Below are 18,171 nucleotides of genomic sequence, written 5' to 3'. Positions count from 1 at the left end.
ATGCATCGATAGCGGGCTACATGCCTATTTGGTGCTTCACCTACTGTGACTGGGTGTGCGGGCCGGTCACCGCGAGGCCCGCACACACGGCGCGCCACGGTGCCGCCTTGATCGGAAGTAATGCCGTGCCCGTCCATGCCTCCTGTGTGCGCCAGCGCGGCGAGAGGGCAGGGTTGCTCTCCGTTCAGGGTTCTTCGGGCGGGAGCCGAGCGTGGTCGAGGGTGTCCTGAACGGTTGTGTGGCGTCACTGGTAGCTCCGGTTTTTCGTGAGCGTGACGGCAGGGGCCGGTGCGTGTTCGCTCAAAAAGGCGCACACCCGCTGCAGCTGGGCGGTAGCCCGCGCGGTGAGGTCGGGCAACGGCAAAGTGCCGGCGTTGCGGTCGGCGTATCGCTTCAAGGCGCCGACCTTGGCCGGGCGTGCCAGGTGGGCGAAGACGTCGTCCAGGTGGGGGCCGTGGATCAGGACGGGGCCGATGCGGCGCCCTTCGACGGTGAAGGTGGCGTAGTGGTCGTACTGGATTAGGTGTGCGATCTCGGCAGCGCTGGGACGCTCCCCCCATTCCTCGGTCAGGGGCGCGATAGCAGCCCGGGACCCCTTAGTGGTCGAGAGGGTGGATGCATTCTGCAGGAGTGACTGGCGCACATCGCTGGGCAGTCGGGCCAGCAGCTGGGTGAGCGCATGGATCTGCACGCGGTACTTGCGAAAGTCCTCGAACATGCTGGCAATCGAGTCCGAGGACGCCTCGGCGAGGGTGATGAGCTCATCGAAGTAGGCCCTGAACCACAGCCGTTGGTCCGCGGGCAGGTCTGCGCGGGAGCGTCCGGCCTGCAGCAGATCACGATTGAGGAGAGCGGCCACGAGACGGTCGGTGGGACCGCGGCCGGCCGTGCACACCCACACGATCATGCGGTCGTCCATGGCCGCGCGGATGTTGTAGATGCCCTGGCCCTGACCGAGGAACCCGTAGGTGACCGGGTTGCCGGACAGCCGGGTCAGCGGATTGAGCAGGATCGCGAACGCATCGGGCGGGAACGTGGGGAAGGTGTGCTCCCACCAGGCGCGTGAGTCCTCATTGAGGAAGCTGCCGACGGCGCCGAGCGCCTGCGCACGAAAGCCGGCGTCGGTGAGCAGCGCACGGACGTGAAAGATGGTGGCCTGATCCGCCGGGCGCCCGGCCCGGCAGGCGAGCTCGTTGAGCGCGGTCAGCACCGTCAAGGCCGCGGTGAGGATCGCGATCGCGCGCGGTGCGGAGGCGTCGCCCCACCCGAAGGCGGCCGCGAAGGAGTCCACCACGCCCTCGACGACCTCGTGACGGGCCCGCTGGTGATCCATGCCGATCGGATTCCACGAGCTGACCTGTGGGTCGGCGCCGATGCCGGTCAGGTCGATTCGGGCCAGCCGCTGCGCGATGTGTTTATGGGCCAGATAGGGCGCGGCCCGGGCGAAGCTGTCGCGGTGCGGGTCGATGAACAACAGCCCGCCCCCGGCATGGGCATACCCGATCGCCTGGGCTATGGCCAGTTCCGTCTTTCCGCCGCCCGACTTGCCCACGCCCAGCTCGTAGAGCGTCTCGGCGGCGTGTGTGGCCACCAGCCGCCGCCGCCCGTCCGGCCCCCGGTACCAGCCCTGCAGCAGCAATTCGGGATCTCCCGGCCGCCAGGTGGGCAGGTCCGCGGGCAGCAGCGGCAGCCGGCAGTGCACGGTGGGCGGCTTCAGCAGCCCGGCCAGCTCCTCCAGGCGCACCCAGTTCGCGCGCGGCGGCTCGCACTGCCCGGTCCGCCAGCGCCGGTCGAAGACAGCACGGTGCGGCCAGCGGTCGGCCCCCAGACGCCAGGGCCCGATCCTCAGTCCGCGCATCGCCAGCCGCGCCGACCCGCCGAACACGTCGAAGCCGGCCTGGATCCTCGCCATCCGGGCGTGCGCGCGGCCCTCGATGTCGGAGGCGCAGCGCACCAGGATCTGCACCCGCACCAGCTGGTCGTCCTCCGCGAGCTTGCCCAGCGCCTCGGAGCGGTCCACGCGGCCTACCGAGGGCGGCAGGACCACCGGACGCGCGCGCAGCGCCCCGCTGCCGCGCCCGGACAGCAACTGCTGCATGTGAGCGACCAGCGACACGTCCAGGCCCGCCCCGTCGCGCTGCAGCCAGCGGGCCGCGCGCGCCGCCTCCCGCTCTTCCGCACGGCGGGCGTGGCCCATCAGCTGCCAGCGGCGCACCCGCAGGGCCCACTTGGGGGCCCGCTGCAGGTCGATGCAGACCTCGGCCAGGTCGCCGAGGTCGGTGCGCAGATCGGCGACGGCGTCCACGAGCGGCTGCAGCGGGTCGGGCCGCAGCGGAACCTCGCGCAGAGCGGCGACCGGATTGCCGCGCAGGAGGAACTCGGCGCGCACCTCGTGCGCCCGGTCCCGGTCGGCCAGCGGTGCCGCCTGGGTGACGCGGACGTGCAGGCCGAACGGTGTGGTGGACAGCAGGCGTTCGGCGCCCGCGGGTCCTTCGAGCCGGTAGGCGAAGGGATGCCGGGCATCGGCCCGCAGCCGGATCCGCACCGTCTTGGTGCGACGCGGCGCCCACCACGGCAAGGCGGTGCACGCCCGGGCGAGTTCCACGCCGCGTCGGAAGATCTCTTCCGCGGTGGGGTCGAAATAGGGGGCGGGCGAGAGCTCCAGACTCATGCGCTCCTGGGAGGCCTTCATCGCCAGATGGCGGGTCAGGCCCAGCGCGGTACTCAGGACGGCGGCCACGGCCAGGGCGAGCAGATACCAGTGCGCGGCCAGCCACAGGAGCGCGTGCGCTGTCCCCGTCAGGCAGGAGAGCGGGCCGGAGGCCTGCTGTATCAGGTGCGAGGTGACCATGTGCCGGCTCCTGTGACTCGGTGGAAGAGGTAGCGGCTGGTGCGCCCCTCGGTGAAGGTCCCGCCCCGGTCGGCGCCCGCCCACACCAGGTGCACCACCGCCCGGCCGGCGCCACCCTCACGGCGGGCAATGGCGGCCTGGATCCGCACGCGGCTGAACGCGGGCGCCACGAGAGCGGGCGGGTGCGAGCCGAACACCTGGGGGAAGCGGTCTCGGCCGACTCCGGTCGCATCGGCCTGCAGCCATGCCGCTCCCCGGCGGCGCAGTTGCTCCTCGTCCGCCACGGGCAGGTCCGGCGGCCACCCGCTCTCCAGCTGACGTTGTATCTCCCGGTCGGTGACGCGCCCGCCGGCGCGCGGCGCCAAGCCCGGGAGGGAGGCCACCGGTGCCCCCGGCGGGCCGGTCCGGGATGCGCCAGGAGAGGCGCGGGGAGCCTGCGGCCTCTGCGGTCCGGGCGCAGGCGCCGCAGAGGGCTGTCCGCCGGCGCCGGGCTGCCCGGCGCCGGCAGTCAGGAGCAGGTAGCCGGCCAGGGCCAGCAGCAGCGTGCAGCTGAACAGCAGCCACGGAGCGCGCGGCACCGGATGCGAGCGCGGGAGGGCGGGCGTCACAGCAGGCGTGCCCCTCCCGCATAGCCGGGCATCGCATCGACCCGGTCCACGCGCACCCGCGTCCCGGGCCGCGCGGCGTTGACCATCTGGCCCTTTCCCGCATAGAGCCCGACGTGGAAGATGGCGCCGCGGTGGTCGGCATAGAAGACGAGATCGCCCGGGCGCAGCGCGCGCGTGCCCCTGCTGACGGGGATGTGCCGGCCCATCTCGGCCTGGGTCTGGGTGGTGCGGGGCAGGGCCATACCGACCCGGGCGTAGGCATAGGTGGTCAGCCCGGAGCAGTCGAACCCCCGGACTTCGGCGCCGGACTTCCCGCTGGGGGAGCAGCACGTCCCCGTGCTGGGCCCCTTCGCGTTGCCGCCACCCCACGAGTAGGGCGTCCCGCGCTGGGCGAGCGCCGCTCTCAGCACCGTCCTCGCCTTGCCGGACACCGCCGCCAGCTCCACGCTCGTGGAGCGTGTGGCCGCGCTGCGGTACTGCGCGATGCGGCTGCTGACGTTGTTCACGTACTCCGTGGAGCGGTTGTACTGGTAGATCGCCGCGTGCAGTTGGGAGCGCTGGTTGAGGTTGCGGCCGCGGCCGCACAGATACACCGCGGCCCCCAGGGCGGCGTCGAAGCCGTTGTGCGGGTCCTTGACCGTGTCGCCGTTGCCGTCGCGGCCCACGGACGCCCAGGTGGAGGGCAGGAACTGGAAAGGGCCCACGGCCCGTTCGCCGTTCGCGACGCCGTCCCAGCGGCCGTCGTCGGTGTCGGGGAAGACGCTGTGGTTGTGTCCGGCGCCCGACCCGTTGAGCAGCACGCCCAGAATCCGTGGTTGGTGGATGTCGCCGTTCTGGGCGATGACCCGCCCGGCGGCATGATTGCTCTCCACCTTGGCGATACCCGCCAGGATCGGCCAGGACATGCCCCGGCACCGCGGCACCTGACGGCCGATCTGCCGGGAGGCATTCTTGTAGGCGGCCAGCATGGTGGGCGGGATGTCCGCAGCGCTGCCGCCCAGGACCGGCTCCTTTGCAGCGCCGGAGTCCGGGGCGGAGAGCTGGGCCGCCGCCGACAGCACCCCGGCCACGGGAGCCGCGCAGGACGCGGCGACGAGCAGCACCACCAGACACCCCCACTGCGCACGCCGGCGCCGCCTCAACCGCGTCACGGCTCCTCTCCCTCCAGGTCGGCGGCGGCCACGTCAAGGCGCGGCGAACGGTCCTCATCCCGCGCCTGGGCGATCCGCTGCTGCAGGGCCTCGAAACGCCGACGTGCTTCCTCGCGCGAACGCGGGCTGGCGCCCAAGCCCCCGCTGCGGGGCCGCGACGCGGGGGGAGCGGCGCCCTGCTGGGGCGCGAGCCGCGAGCGGCCCGGCGACGCAGCAGGGCTGTCCGAGGGGCCCGCGCCACCCGAGGGCGGGGCGGGTGCAGAGCCCGGCGGGGTGGAAGGGGGCTGTGCCGGGCCGGCCGGCCCCGGTGCACCCGTGCCCCCGCCGGCTGACGGCGGCGGCAGACGCCGCGAGCCGGCCACTGGCCCCTCGTGCTCCCGGTCGTCCTCGCGATGCCCGCGGCCCACCCAGGCCCGCCCGTCCTCGCGCGCGGTGTTGCGCCACACATCGAGCTGCTGACGGGCGTCGTGGGTGTACTGCGAGGCTCGCGCTCGGGCCCGGCGGGTGTTGGCGGGCAGGCCGTAGGTGGCGCCGTGCGCGATCCGGCCCGTGCGGTTCAAGAGGCGGTAACCGCGCAGCCGCACCAGCCGGTTGTGCGCACGGGTCGACAAGAGCGTGCGGTCGCTGTGCTGATCGTGCAGGATGGCACCGGACTGCTCGTCGGCGATGACGCCATCCTCATTGCGGTAGCGGTCCGGCGGTCCCTGACGGCGCACTGCGCCCGGCCCCCGGCCAAGAGAGCCCCCACCCGCCCCCTCGGCGGGCATGCCCGCGTCGTCTCCGGCGCCGGTGGGTTTGCGGATCTTCTCCAGCGCCTGGTCGCCGGGGTCCTTGCCCACCGCCAGCCACCAGGCGCCGCGGGCCCCCCACCGCGCGCCGGCCGCAGCCAACGCGAGCGGCCCCAGACCGCGGGAGGCCTCCGCGCCCGCGTCGGCGAGCAGCCCGGCCGGGTCGATGGGCATGCCGGTGCCCTCCGTCATCGCGCCCAGCGAGCGCATGATGCGCTGACGGGTACCGAGCCGTCCATATCCGCCGCCCAGGGTGCGCAGCCCGGATCCGCCGGCCCCCAGGCCGCCGCCGTGCACGGCCAGCGCCGCGCCGATCTCGGAGCTGTCGCCCGGCAGGTGGGTGCCGCCGATCTTCGCGTAGCGCATCCGCAGCGCCAGCCGCTGCCCGGCCGAGGAGATCGCCCGCAGCAGACGCCGGTGGAAGGCCAGTGCGGCCAGCGCCAGGCCGTTGAGGGCCAGCAGCCGCTCGGCCGGCACCCTGGGGCCGTCGGTCAGCATGATGTCGATACCGATGCCGTAGGCGGGCAGGAACATGCACACCGCGAACATCGCGGCGACGGAGACGCCCAGCAGCGCCAGCCACTTCCACACCGCCTGCCGGCTGGGGCCGGGCAGCATCGCCCACACCAGCGCGACCCCACCCACCGCGGCGGCCGCCGCATCCGCGGCCTGCACCCCCATCAGCACGAACGCTCCGGACAGGGCGATCGCGCAGATCAGCAGCGCGGAGACGAACAGCATCAACACGCCGGCGGCCCGCCACCCGGCGGGTTCCCTGGCGTACTCCGCACAGGCCTTGCCCACCGGCCCCGCCTTCTTGAGATCCTTCAAGAACGCGGCGAACTGCTGGTCCTGCTCACTCAAGACCGGGGTCGCGGACTCCAGCAGCTGTCCTCCCAAAGTCAGGTCGGGCAGGTCCTGAGCCGCAGCGCGCTTGGCGCCCGCGTATCCCTCCTGGCAGTACTTTTTGAGAGGACCTGCCACCAGCCCGCACGGCTCCTTCTTGTCCTGCTCGGCGGAGGGCTTGTAGCCGCCGGAGACCCATTTCAGGTGCAGCGCGTAGGCCTGCCGGTCGGCCTTCTTGCCCGGGTCGAGGATCCGGCCGTACTGCACGAGCATGTAGCCCTTGACGACCAAGACGTTGGACAGCGAATCCTGGATGGGCTTGGCCACTTCGGAGGCGGAGTAGGGGCGCTCCTCCTGGACCTGATGGCACTTCTCCAGGGCTTTGCCCCACATCCCCGCGCACGGCCCCGCGTTCCCGCTGGCGAGTTTCCCGCCCCAGTCGTGAGAGGCGACGGTGGCCTGGGCGACCTCGGCGGCCGCCTGCTGGCTTTGCGCGAGCGGACCGTTCTGGCCCAGCAGATAGTCCGGGCGGACGAACGCGGAGGCGGCGAACGCGGCGATCAGCAGCGTCAGGAAAATCTCCCCCAGTCCCTTGCTGGCCCTGCCCCGCACCAGGAGGATCCCGCCGAAGATGAACGCCCAGGCCAGCAACAGGCCCTTGAGGCCAAGGGTGTCCACGACGATGCCGTTATAGGTCTGGGAGACCCGCTGGGCCGGATCGGCCAGCATCTTGATCAGAGGGAAGCGCAGGGCGAACTCAAGCGCCCAGCACGCCAGTCCGGCCAGCAGACGCACCAGCGTGAACAGCCCGTTCATCAAAAACGCGTACGCGTTGCTCTTCAGCGAGAAGACCGAACCGCCCTGCGCCGACAGCTCATAGCCATCCAGCGGCACACCCTCGGAACTGTCCACGTTCAGCGGGGCCATCATGTCCCCGCCAACGTTCGCGGCGTAGGCGACCTGCCCGTTGACGACAAGAAACACCACCGCGAGCACCAGGGCGTGGGCGAAGGTGCGCAGCCGGACACTCTCCGGCCGCCACCTGATCATGAGGGATCCTTCCTTCCGACCCGGCACAGGATCAGGAGCGCGACCACGGCGGCGGCCGGCGGCAGGAGCTGTGCCACGACCACGCAGTGCGCCTGCGGTCGCGCCCGCGCTGTGCGGTCCGGCCCGACCGTGCACGACCCCCGGGCCGGACCGGCGATCAACGCGCAGGCCCCGGCACGGCCTTGAGCCCCGGCAGGAGCCCCGGCCGGGTCACCGGAAGGCGTGGCCCACCCCGACGGCAGACGCAGGATCACAGCGGCCGCGGCCAGCATCAGGCCGGTCAGACACAGGACGGCGGCAGCCCGGCGAGCGGCTCGACGGCGCCGTACCCGGTCCCATCCCCGGCTGATCATCAGACGGCCTCCTGCGGTGCGGGCCCCGACGCCGGGGCCCGGCCGGGGGTAGTGGTGATCCGCGACGCGATCCGCTCCAGGGAAGGGATGACGACTTTGACGCGTCCGGTGTTCTGCCGCGGGCCGGTCAACAGCAGCTCCCCGGCACGGTCCCGGCGCCCGACATGGGAGAGGTTGGAGGTGACCAGCCGCACCAGTTCGCTGTCGCGGCTGTCCAGGCCCACGAACTCCAGGCCGCGGCGAGCCCGTTCACGATCCGTGGTGCGTGCCAGCGCCCGATAGGCCATCAAGCCCCGGTCGGGCCCCAGTTCCTCGGCCTCGTGGGCGCCGGCCAGCAGCCCCGCACCGTGCTTGCGGCCGTCATGGAGGATCTCGTGGACCAGGGCGGTGCCTTCGGCGGACGAGGTGAGCCAGTACAGCTCGTCGAGTGCGACCGCGCAGAACCGCTCGGGCTGGGCGAAGGCGGCCTGGCGGGCGATCGCCGCGATCAGGTAGAGCACCGCCCGGCCGATCAGCGCCTCCAAGGGCTGCTGATGCAGCACCTCGGGGTGCGCGAACGCCTGCTTGGGCGGCAGCTTCAGCCCGGTCGTCGTCACCACAATGAACTCCGAGGCCCCAGTGCCCTCCAGCCGCACCGGAGGCAGCGCCGGGTCGAACACCATGCGGGCCAGGTGATTCTGCTCGACCACGCGCAGCAGCCCGGCCAGCGTGGCGGCCGCGTCCTGACGCTTACCGCTCGCCCCCGCGGCCATCTGCCGCAGCACGGCGACCACCCCGCTCATGGAGCAGGCAGCGGACGAAGCGGCCTGCTCCACGGCGTGATGCAACACCTCCCCGGCCGTGGTCATCGGGCCCACGCCCAGCTGCAGCGTGAGATAGCTCAGCGCGTAGTGACGGCCCCTGGCACCCGGGAACAAGCGCAGCGGATCAATGGACAGCTGTGCCTGCGCGGCGTCAATGATCTGGCAGCGGCCCGGCGCGGCCGCCTGAGCGAACGACGCCCACTCCCGCACCGGGGTGCGATCGATACAGATGACACGGCTGCCCCGGTCCACGACCGAACCGGCGATCAGCTTCAGCAGCACGCTCTTGCCACCGCCCAGATCTCCCACCACCCCCAGCGAGGCCGAGGCATCCTGCCTGGGCGCATCCGAAATGTTGACCAGCACCGGCCGGGTGGTGCCGCAGTCCAGGTCCAACCCCAGCAGCAGCCCGGTCGGATCGCCCACCTCGCTGTGCGCGAAGGCCCCCGCCAGCGCCCAGTCCTCACTGAGCTGATGCTGGGTGAACTCCCGCAGCCTCGCGGCCCGCACTGCTCCGGGCAGCCCGAGCGTGAACAGGTCAATCTGCAGGCCGGACGGACGCACCGCCCGGTAGTCGGCACCCGCCAGCAGCGTCTCCAGCGCCCGCGCCCGCGCATCGCACAGCTGAGCAGTCGGCGCCCACACCGTGAGCACCGTGACGCTCTGGACTTCCACCTCGACGCTGTTGCGCGCCAGCCGCCTCTCCAGCTCACCCAGATCGACCGCGGCCTCGGGCAAGCTGGCAGGCATGCCGGTGGGCCGGACGTCGTACTGGTCGGCCTGGTCCACCAGCTCGTTCTTCTTGCGCTGCACCTGGGCGCGGGCCGTCTCCGCCGGCACCAGCGCCAGATCGACGGTGAAATCGACGGGGAAGTCGAGGACTTCGAGCTGGGTGAACAGATCCGCGGCCTCCTGACGTACCGCGGGCGGGCACTCGGCCAGCGCCAGATGCGCCTGATAGCCCGCCCCGGTCGCACTCTCGACCTGCAGCCACCGACGCCGCAGCGGAGATGCCGACCGCATCCTCCACCACCGCCCCCGGCGCTCCGCCCCGCGCAAGCGCCCAGCGCCGGCCAACTCCCGGGCCCCGAGCATGCTGCGGTCGATGCCGCCCTCCTCCAGGCGGACCTGCCCCAGGTCGGCATAGCTGGGGGAGCGCAGCACCGCACCGTGCACCTGGCCGCCGTACAGGTCGCTGCTCGCCGCCTGGTCGAGCAGCGGCTCGGCCAGACCCCGGTGCACTGCATGCTGGATCATCCACACGATCTCCGCAGGCCTCGCCGGGCGGTACGCCGCCGCACCGGCCAACTGCGCCTCCACCTGCGCAGCTTGTTCCCGGCACACGGTCACCTCGGCGCGCGAAACCGGCGCGGCCCGCAGCCCCAGCGAGTCGGAGACATCCGCCCACAGCGCCGTCACCGCCTTCAGCCCCTGACGGCCGCTCTCCAGCGGGACGGCCAGCCACCAGGTGCGCTGGTGCATCTCCTGCTCCTCCAGCAGATCCAGTGCCACGTCCAGGTGCTCGATCCACGGGCGGGCCCCCAAGGGCAGAGCCCCGTCGGGCTCGGTGAGTCCGTCGACCATGCGCCAGGCGACCTCACCCGCATCAACCTGCGCGCACAGACCGAACAGCCGCGGCGCCCCGGACAGCGAACGCACCAACGTGGTCGTCTTGTCGAGCAGCTCCTCGCGAACCGCCGGCGGCACATAAGTGCCCGGCACCGTCTCCTGGCCGCGGCCCTCGCTGTCGGGGCCAGGATGCAACCGGTAGAGGGCCCACACATGCCCCTGGGCGGACCACAGCAGATGCCCGGCGATGTGCCGGATAGGAACACGCATCACCCCTCCTTGGTCGCGACGGCGTTTTGGGCGCGGAGTTGGGCCTGAGCCAGCAAGGCACGCACCAAAGACACGGGCACAGCAGACGCCACGGCCGATGACCTGGCTGACGGCGAGTAGCCAGCGTTCGGGCCTTGGGCCCGGGCGGCTCGCGGGCCCGGGCGCCCGGCGCGCTGCGCGCGCCCCGGGCGCAGCTGATCGCCGGGGCGGGGAAGGTCTTCGATGGTGAAGCCGCCGCCCAGGCGCCGTGCGGGCCGGTCGCGGGCGGCACGGCGGCCCATGCGGCCACCGGCCGGCTGAGCCGCCAACGCCACCAGACCCAAGGCCGCCGCAACCGGCGTACGTCCACCGATCTTCGGACGCCGCAGCATCCAGATCCCCACGATCCAGGCGGCCACCGGAAGCACCGACAACGGCCCGAACCCGCCCCACAGCCAGAAGGTTTTCACCAGGACGAATCCGCCCACGGTGGCCAGCGCGATCTGGGCCGCGTTGTAAGGACCCAACGGCAGACGCCAGTCGGCGATCTTTCCCATCACCCAGGGATAGCGCCGCGCGGAGGTATAGAAGCGTGCCCGGCGGGGGACGGCCGCCGTACTCATAGCGGCCCCCGCCCGCCTACCGGACCACCCGCAGGTATCGGATGCGCGAAGGCAGGAGCACTCCTGGCCGGGTTCTTCACCTCGTCCTCGAACATGTCCGCCAGCTGGTTACGCGAGTTGTACAGACCCAGCGCGATCACCATGAGGATCAGCGCGCCGATGCCCGCCTTGAGACTGAACCGCTGCAGCATGATCACGACGACGAGGACGACCAGCGCCGCCTGCAGCCCGGCCGTGCCCCAGTCCTTCGCCGTCCCGATCCAGGAATCGCCCAGATCAGCCAACTTGCCCGCGAGCACGACACGGTTGACGGTGTCCATCACCGCTCACCGCCCGCCCCGGAGGACAGCGCGGCGATCTCCCACCGGCCGCCGCGGGCAGCGAGCGTGAGCTCGTAAGACAGCGGCCAGCGCCCGGCCGCATCGCTCGCCTCGACATGAACCTGGACATGCACCCGCGTCCCATCTCCCGGCCCCGCGGCACCGGCCGCCGGTTCCCGGGCAGCCACGTCCTGCACCTCGACGGCCTTCGCAGCCACTGGCGACACCGCCGACATCCGCACCCCGGGCGCCAGATACCGGCCGACCTCGCCCTGCCCGGCCAAGTACGCCGACAAAAACCCCTCGACGGTCTGCCACAGCGGGCCCTCAAAGACGCTCACCCGATACCCGGAAGCGGGCACCGCGTGCAAGGTGGGCGCGGCCACCACGGCCGGCGCGGCCACCACCGCGAAGGAGGCGCCGCTCGCGGAGACGAGCACGGGCACCGCGAAGTAGCGCACCGACTCCGCATACTGCGCAGCCACCGTCACCGACCACTGCCCGCCGCTGCGCGGCACACTGCGCACCGGCGTCACCCGGCGCGGCGCCGGCGCATCCTCGGCCAACGACGGCAGGGGAACATCGGGAGCCATCGACTGCGCGCGCCGCCCGGCCGCACTGCTGGCGTCCTCGCGGCTGCGGAGCCAGACATCGACGAACTGCGCGACATAGCCCGCAGGATCCACCGTGACCCTGTGCACAGGATGCCGCGGGACACTGCGGGGCGCGGCCGCGACCGTCGAAGAAGGCTCCAGCAGAGCCACCGTCAGCGCGAGCGGCCCGGCCGCAACGGCCGCCCAGAGGCCCGCACGGGACCACCGCACACGACGCCGCATCTGGGTCAGCGCCACCCCGGCAGCCACCGGCAGCCCCCCGGCATCAGCTGATTGCTTGGGTCGGTACATGCGTGAACTCCCCGAAAGAGCAGGCAGGTTGGTGACCTGAGAGAACCCGTCCACCCCGACCGCTCCGCCGACCACGCAGCCCCGACCACAGCGTCGAACCGGTCACGAATCCGTGGCCGGCCCGTGGGAGCAGCTACCACCCCACCGATACAGGCCAGCACGCCAGCGGCACCTCACCCCGCCCTCTGCCGCGCAGCAATACGGCCCAGGGGCAGACCCCGCATCACGGCAGCGCCGAGCGGCACAGCGCCAGCGGAATCTGCGCCCCGGCCCCCCGGGGAGCGCCCACACCGTTTGCGTACACGCGCCACCACTACGGCCAGGGGCGCCAGATCACAGTGAGAGCTGCGCACCCCCTGCGACCAGCGGTGGCCGGGGTCGATCAGATGGTGGTTGGGGGCGCCAGCACGTGTGGCCGGGCCGACCACCAGGCGACAGCGGAGAGGACTCAGCACGCACCGCCGTAGTGCACCACATGACGGCGCACCCTCTACGGCACTGCAACCCGCCGGCCGCGGACCGCAAGAACACTGCTCACCGCCGCCGCCCGCCCCATGGACAGTCCCCTCGGGAGACGTAGAGCGGGGCCAGTAGAACCCGGCCACCACGAACCCCGCCCGTTGTGATGCCGTCGTGATCCTGGTCGGGGCTCGCTGGTCGGCGAACCGGTAGAGGCCGCCGGATTTGCTCAGGCCATGCACCACTCCCCGCCCCTCGCGCCCTGGCCCCTTCCGCCGCCAGCCAACACATCGCAGAGGAGCCCATGCCATGACGAACCGTTCCGGCAGCCTTCCGAGCGCGGAAGCCGCGCCGTACTTCCTGTTCGCCCACGAGCCCTACTTCCCGCCACACGGACTGCGCGAGATCAACACCACCATCGTGGAAGCCGCAATCCTGCTCCACAGCCGGGTGCAGCAGCCCGACGGTGACCGCATGCACCGCCTCCTCAACAACGGCCGCCGTGGGACCCGCGAGATCGTGCCGCTGGCCACCCTCACCCATGAACTGGATGGCGGGGCTGGGTGGCCGGCCGTCGGCGACTGGGAGCAGGTCACCCACGATCTCCTCACCCTGAGCCGCTTCGGCACCTGCGACGCCATCCGGCTGGGACTGCCCGCCATCGAACGAGCCTTGATGTGTACCGCACCCAACAGCGAATTGTTGACCTTTGACGCAGCGACCGGGCAGCGGGTCACCTACGGACCCGCTGAGCGAGCCAGCCTCCTCGCTCAGCTCCAGACCCGCCTCAACCACCCCACAGCGGAACACGCCTATGGCGCCGGACCCGTCGCCAGCGCCTGGCCCGACAGGCCTCGACCCTGAACCCAACCCACCTGTGCGGGACCACCCCCGCGGGCGCGGGGATGGTCCCATGACGAACAGCGGGGCAACGGTGCTGCCCGGGTGCTCCCCGCGCCCGCGGGGATGGTCCCTGTGGGGCATGGTCCGGCGCGCGGAGTCTTCGGTGCTCCCCGCGCCCGCGGGGATGGGGCCGCCTCGACGACGCGGAGCACGCCTATCAGCTAGGGCTCGGTGCGGCAGGCCGATGATCTGACACTGGTGGGGAACCTGGCGGGCAGTCTCGCTTATCAGTGGTCGAACAACGGTCGCGAGCGCGAAGCCGTCGACATGGCACAGGCCGCGGTCGACGAGGCGGGTCCCGACGCGGCGCCCGCCGCGCGGGCGCCTCGGGGCGCCGGCGTCCCGCAGGACGGGTCGGCGGCGTCGGGTTCCCGGCGCAGGTCGATGAACCGGCCGCCGTCGCCGGTGTCGATGGCGAGTTCGCTCATGCGAGGCAGTGCGCTGCGTGAGCGCCTGCAGCGTGATCGTTTCGTGGGGATTGGCAGCTGTCCGGGGCCCGGCGACGCGGGCCGGGGTGTGGCGGGTGCGGGTGGGTGTGGACGAGGCGACGCGGGCCTTGCGGCGGCTGATCGAGGAGTAGCCCACGCAGCGCGAAGCTCTCGGGCCGGAGTGGTCCGCGGCCGGCCGGGGCGCCGAGGTCGTCGGTGTGGGGTGGGGGCGCGTCGATAGGATCGTCGTTGTTGTCCGGATGATTCGGGTGTCGGGTGGGAGTGACCTTCGTGGCTGGGCTGGTGCAGGAGCAGCGGCTTGATGTGTTTGTGGACTCTTACGCGTTCGCGTTTGTGGAGTCTTGGGATGCGGAGCTTCCGGTCGAGTTTCCGGATGCGTTCAATTCGGATGTGTTTGTGAATGCGTTTCCTGGCCGAGTGGATGTGTGCAGTGCCGGTAACACGCATACTGCGGCGGTGACGGTGCAGGTGTGGGGCGAGACCCCGCCCGCGGAGGACGGCTCGGTGTGGGATGCGCAGGGTGAGGCGGGGTTTGAGTCGCTGAGCGGCGATGTCGCGGTGTGGACGCCGGCGTTGGGGCGTACCGACGATCTGGTTGAGCTTGGGCGGAAGGGCCCGTGGCGGGTTCGTGTACACAGCGCGGGGCGTGCTGCGGTGGCTGCGCTGCGGGAGTCCGAGTTGCCTGTGGTCGGGGTCGAGTGGTATCTGGTGCAGTTCTTTCCCGCCGGCTGATTCGGGGGCCGGGGCGGCCGTTCGCAGTGGCCGCCCCGGCATCCGTCAGTTCGTGATCTTGACGAGGAAGGCGTCGTCCTCGGTGTCGGCGAGCATTCTGTTCTTCGCGTAGAAGCTCTTCAGCAGTAGCCCGGCCTTCCCGTTGTCAGCAGCTTTTACGGGCTTGACCGAGAAGTTGAACTTCTTGGCGTCCGGGTCGAAGTCGTGTTCGGCGGCGCCTTCCAGGGTGGACCTGAAGGGGTACTCGTCGCACTCTCGTGTGCCGCCCTGTGAGTAGTTGTCGCCCCAGTACCTCTTGCACTGCTTGATGGCGGCTTTGCCGTTGGCATCGCTGCGGTCCTTGTGCCGTGTCCGGTGCAGGGGCGCGCTGGGTATCTGCCCGGGGACCTTCTTCGCCGACATGTAGGGGTTGGTGTTTTCGGGGTCGGTGAAGGCCTTCTTGATGTGCTTGGCGACTTGCTGCTCTACCGCCCCGTCCCTGGTGTGGTAGATCATCGGGACGATGTAGCTGAACGTGGCGGCTCCGGCCTTGTCGGGATTGCCGGAGCCGGTGGAGTTCGCCAGGTACTTGGCTGCGTCCCACCGGGGGGCGAGCAGGAACATCTTCGTGCTCGTCGGGGGGCTCAGCGTCCATGGGGCGGGTGGTGTGACGCCGACGATGGGCTCGTAGACGGCGAAGATCGTGTCAAGGGCGTCGCCTTGGCCGGCTTTGGCGGTGACGGTGTGGGTGAAGGACTTTTGGCGCTTGGCCTCGGCGAAGGTTTTCGTGCCGGGCATGGTCCCGCCGTAGGTGTAGCGGGCGCGGGAGGGCCAGCTCGTTTTGATTTCCGGTTTCACGGAGATCTTCAGGGCGTCGGCGGGAACGGCTCCGGTCTTGCCCATCTCGCTAAAGTGGAACTCATAGTCGATCTTCCGGCTGTTCTTGGCGACGGTGCCCACGATCCGCAGGTTGAACCAGCTTTCCCCCTTGGGACGGCCGTTCTGCACCCAGGTCTGGATGAACGAGGTGCCGGTGCACACCGCGAACCTGGACTTGACGTAGAACTTCTTGCTGCTGCCAAGGCCGTTGCGGCATTCATCGAGCGACATCTTGCGTGGCGGTTCGGGGTAGGTGGCGTCTCCTGCGGCCCGCGGCGAGTGCAGCGGCCGGGCCGGTGCAGGAGGCCGGGGTGTGGCGGAGAGTTCCTGTTCGAGTTGCGCATACGCTGCCGCGGGGCCCACGGTCTCAGCGGCGGTGAGCGAGGTCTGTGCCTGCCTGTCCAGTGACCCCTTCTGCCGCAGTTCCTCAAGGGCGGGCTTAAGGGAGCCCAGGGGGACTGCGTGGGTCTGCACGCTCAGCGCGGGGGCGTCGTCAGCGCCGGCGGGGGCTGCTGCCGCGGGCAGGGCGGCGGCGGTGAGTAAGGCCGCCAGGGCGCCACGGCAGGCCATAGCCAGCCACGGTTTTGTCACGGGGTGCTCCTCGGTTCGGCTTGGAGTGTGCTGCCCCGAATCCTTACAAGATCTACAGAACTGTTGATCGCAAACCGTCACGCAGTGGAGAACATGACGCGATCTTCACCGCAGCTGGCTGAGACATCGTGGGCCCGACCGCCAGGCCCACGCACGTCACGGTCCGGCTGGCGGACGGCACGGAGGCCGAGACCAGCCAACTCCCCGCCACCCAGCGCCCTTCGGTGGGCCGAGCCCTCGCCGGCTCGTTGGGAGAGCCGCTGTTGGGCGGGCGCCACCGCGGCACCACCGAGGTCGCGGTGGGGACGACGCGGCACCGCACAGTGCGGTTCGTACGCCTGCGGGAGGACCTGTTCCCGCCCTCAGGAGCCTGAAGGGCGCCAGCCCTTGCGCCCTGACGGCTCCGCGGAGCCCAGCAGCTCGATCCACAGCCGCTCGCCCACCGTGCTGCCAGCAGGGTCACACGCGGCGCACTGGCCCTCCCGGCCCGCCTTGGACAGGCAGGGCCGATGCCGCCGGGCCTGCTCGTCCCAGGCCCGGCTGGTATCGGTCGCTTTCCAGTCCCAGGCGTGGATCTCCTGCAGGAAACCCGTCAGTTCGGCCAGGGACGTGATGAGCGCGTCCCGGTAGGCCTCCAGTTCCTGCACCTTGTGGGTGTCGAAGGTGTCACCCTCGGCGTCGTTGTCCGCGAGCCGGACGAAGGGCCGGCCCGGTCTGCCGTCCGGCAGCGTGTACGCGTAGAGGTTCATCTCGAACCCGACGTTGCGCACCAGGCTGTGGTGCGGCAGAGACGGGCCGGCCATGGGGCCCATGTGCAGCACCTGGGTCACGTCCGTCCCCTCCGCGCCGGGGTGGTCCTCGGGCGCCGCTTGCATGCTGCACCAGGGCGGACAGTTGAACTCAGGGCATCGGCATCGTTCGTTGGTCACCTTCCGGGTATCGGCGCGCGGCCGGTTGCGCTGAACCCCGTGCTGACGCCTGCCGCGAGCTCGGTGCGGGGCTCGCCCAGGAGCTGCGCCGCGTCGAGGACCAGGCGGCCGCGACCACTCGGGCCCGGACTGCCGTGCAGCGGGCGCTCAACCAGGTCCTACACAGGAGCGTGGGCCGGGAGCGGAAGCTCGATACCGTCTACGAGCTGCGCGACAACGCGGAAGCGATTGCCGGGGGCATTGCGCTCACCACCGCTGCGCTGCGCGAGGTCGCCGCTCAGCTGGCACGGTGCTGAGGGGGCTGCCGGATGCCAGGCACAGTTCTGCGCCCGGCAGGGAGCATCTAGCCCAGCTGGTCGGCGACGTTGTACGCGCCCAACCGCAGCGCACGGATGTCGCTGATTCTGGGCACCGCCGCGAATACCTGTCTGTCAGTCTTGGAAGTCCCGGTCGACGTCGAGCAGGGCCTGCTGCATGGCTCCGGCAAGGGCGGGGTTACTCGGAATGATGCGGCTTGAGACCCGTCACCCGCCAGACCCTTGCCACTGTCGACTGCGACATTCCAGCCCTGCGGGCCATCGAGCGGGTCGACCAGCGGGCGGCGTTCGCAGGCTTCGTCTCCAGGGTGAGCCGTACCAATTCGGCCACCTGCTCGTCGGTGACCGTGCGCATCCGGCCGCCTCGGGGAAGATCCGTCAGCCCGTCCAGCCGGTCGGCGACGAACCGGGCTCGCCACTTGGACACCGTGTTACTGCTCACCTTGAGGTGCTGGGCCACCGAATGGCCCGACCGTGCCCATCTCGATGGCTCGATTTCGGCACACGCCAGCACGATCTTTGCTCTCAACGCCAAAGATGTGGATTGAGCCCGAGCCCACTTGCCGAGCACCGCACGCTCGTAGTCCGACAGCACCAAGGCAGATCGCGGCGCCCGCCCGTCCTCAATCCGAATCAGGTTGCCGTCCCGGCCGACCAGACCGGGAATCCGCTGGTCGGCGAAGCGGGAACGCCACATCCTCACCGTGGTCGTGGCGTGACCCAAATGCGCGGCTACGCTGGCGTTTGACGCTCCGTCGGCACAGGCCAGGATGATTCGGGCCCGCATGGCCGCCCGCGGGAGCGCTGCCTTCGCCCA

The 18,171-nt window shown here is 71.1% G+C and carries 15 protein-coding genes; 3 read left to right on the top strand and 12 right to left on the bottom strand.

Annotated features, from left to right (window positions below):
* Positions 1-244: 244 nt before the first annotated feature.
* The 8 genes from ACZ69I_RS22845 to ACZ69I_RS22810 form a co-directional block, all read right to left on the bottom strand.
* A complete protein-coding gene (locus ACZ69I_RS22845; RefSeq protein ID WP_470834225.1) occupies positions 245-2,851 on the bottom strand; it encodes an ATP/GTP-binding protein in 2,607 nt (868 codons plus the stop codon).
* On the bottom strand, positions 2,833-3,216 hold the full coding sequence (locus ACZ69I_RS22840; RefSeq protein ID WP_470834224.1) for a hypothetical protein: 384 nt from the start codon (positions 3,214-3,216) through the stop codon (positions 2,833-2,835). Before ACZ69I_RS22840 ends, ACZ69I_RS22845 begins: the two co-directional genes overlap by 19 nt.
* Positions 3,217-3,455: 239 nt before the next feature.
* The gene (locus ACZ69I_RS22835) at positions 3,456-4,610 is read right to left on the bottom strand and encodes a C40 family peptidase (protein ID WP_470834222.1); all 1,155 of its coding nucleotides are present in this window, start codon (positions 4,608-4,610) and stop codon (positions 3,456-3,458) included.
* Positions 4,607-7,294 carry a hypothetical protein gene (locus tag ACZ69I_RS22830; RefSeq protein ID WP_470834220.1) on the bottom strand — a complete coding sequence of 896 codons (2,688 nt, stop codon included), beginning with the start codon at positions 7,292-7,294 and terminating at the stop codon, positions 4,607-4,609. Before ACZ69I_RS22830 ends, ACZ69I_RS22835 begins: the two co-directional genes overlap by 4 nt.
* A gap of 352 nt (positions 7,295-7,646) precedes the next feature.
* Complete coding sequence (locus ACZ69I_RS22825; protein ID WP_470834219.1) at positions 7,647-10,289, bottom strand: ATP-binding protein; 2,643 nt, start codon at positions 10,287-10,289, stop codon at positions 7,647-7,649.
* Positions 10,289-10,825, bottom strand: coding sequence for a hypothetical protein (locus ACZ69I_RS22820; protein WP_470834217.1), 537 nt, complete (start codon positions 10,823-10,825; stop codon positions 10,289-10,291). The genes ACZ69I_RS22825 and ACZ69I_RS22820 overlap by 1 nt, the downstream gene beginning before the upstream one ends.
* 62 nt (positions 10,826-10,887) lie before the next feature.
* Positions 10,888-11,211 carry a hypothetical protein gene (locus tag ACZ69I_RS22815; RefSeq protein WP_467677354.1) on the bottom strand — a complete coding sequence of 108 codons (324 nt, stop codon included), beginning with the start codon at positions 11,209-11,211 and terminating at the stop codon, positions 10,888-10,890.
* Entirely contained in the window at positions 11,211-12,116 is a 906-nt protein-coding gene (locus ACZ69I_RS22810; protein WP_470834216.1) for a conjugal transfer protein, read from the bottom strand. Before ACZ69I_RS22810 ends, ACZ69I_RS22815 begins: the two co-directional genes overlap by 1 nt.
* Positions 12,117-12,884: 768 nt before the next feature.
* Here ACZ69I_RS22810 and ACZ69I_RS22805 point away from each other — a divergent pair.
* Positions 12,885-13,439, top strand: a complete 555-nt coding sequence (locus ACZ69I_RS22805) for a hypothetical protein (RefSeq protein WP_470834215.1) — start codon at positions 12,885-12,887, stop codon at positions 13,437-13,439.
* 266 nt (positions 13,440-13,705) lie between these two features.
* Here the strand turns inward: ACZ69I_RS22805 and ACZ69I_RS22800 are convergent, their stop codons facing one another.
* A complete protein-coding gene (locus tag ACZ69I_RS22800) occupies positions 13,706-13,906 on the bottom strand; it encodes a hypothetical protein (RefSeq protein WP_470834214.1) in 201 nt (66 codons plus the stop codon).
* 291 nt (positions 13,907-14,197) lie between these two features.
* Here ACZ69I_RS22800 and ACZ69I_RS22795 point away from each other — a divergent pair, with 291 nt between their 5' ends.
* Positions 14,198-14,659 (top strand): hypothetical protein, encoded by a 462-nt coding sequence (locus tag ACZ69I_RS22795; protein WP_470834212.1) that lies wholly within the window; start codon positions 14,198-14,200, stop codon positions 14,657-14,659.
* Positions 14,660-14,704: 45 nt separating this feature from the next.
* Here ACZ69I_RS22795 and ACZ69I_RS22790 read toward each other — a convergent pair whose 3' ends face one another.
* Positions 14,705-16,108, bottom strand: coding sequence for a NucA/NucB deoxyribonuclease domain-containing protein (locus tag ACZ69I_RS22790; protein ID WP_467677364.1), 1,404 nt, complete (start codon positions 16,106-16,108; stop codon positions 14,705-14,707).
* A 128-nt stretch (positions 16,109-16,236) separates the two neighbouring features.
* Between ACZ69I_RS22790 and ACZ69I_RS22785 the strand changes: the two genes are divergently transcribed.
* Positions 16,237-16,482 (top strand): hypothetical protein, encoded by a 246-nt coding sequence (locus ACZ69I_RS22785; RefSeq protein ID WP_467677366.1) that lies wholly within the window; start codon positions 16,237-16,239, stop codon positions 16,480-16,482.
* Here ACZ69I_RS22785 and ACZ69I_RS22780 read toward each other — a convergent pair.
* Together ACZ69I_RS22780 and ACZ69I_RS22775 are read right to left on the bottom strand one after the other, a co-directional pair.
* Complete coding sequence (locus ACZ69I_RS22780) at positions 16,471-16,983, bottom strand: hypothetical protein (protein WP_467677368.1); 513 nt, start codon at positions 16,981-16,983, stop codon at positions 16,471-16,473. The two genes, ACZ69I_RS22785 and ACZ69I_RS22780, sit on opposite strands and share 12 nt — an antisense overlap.
* 549 nt (positions 16,984-17,532) lie before the next feature.
* Positions 17,533-18,141 (bottom strand): helix-turn-helix domain-containing protein, encoded by a 609-nt coding sequence (locus tag ACZ69I_RS22775; protein ID WP_470834411.1) that lies wholly within the window; start codon positions 18,139-18,141, stop codon positions 17,533-17,535.
* Positions 18,142-18,171: the final 30 nt, after the last annotated feature.

This window comes from Streptomyces sp. NPDC036815, from assembly GCF_055609205.1.
This window is presented reverse-complemented; position numbering and strand designations above follow the sequence as displayed.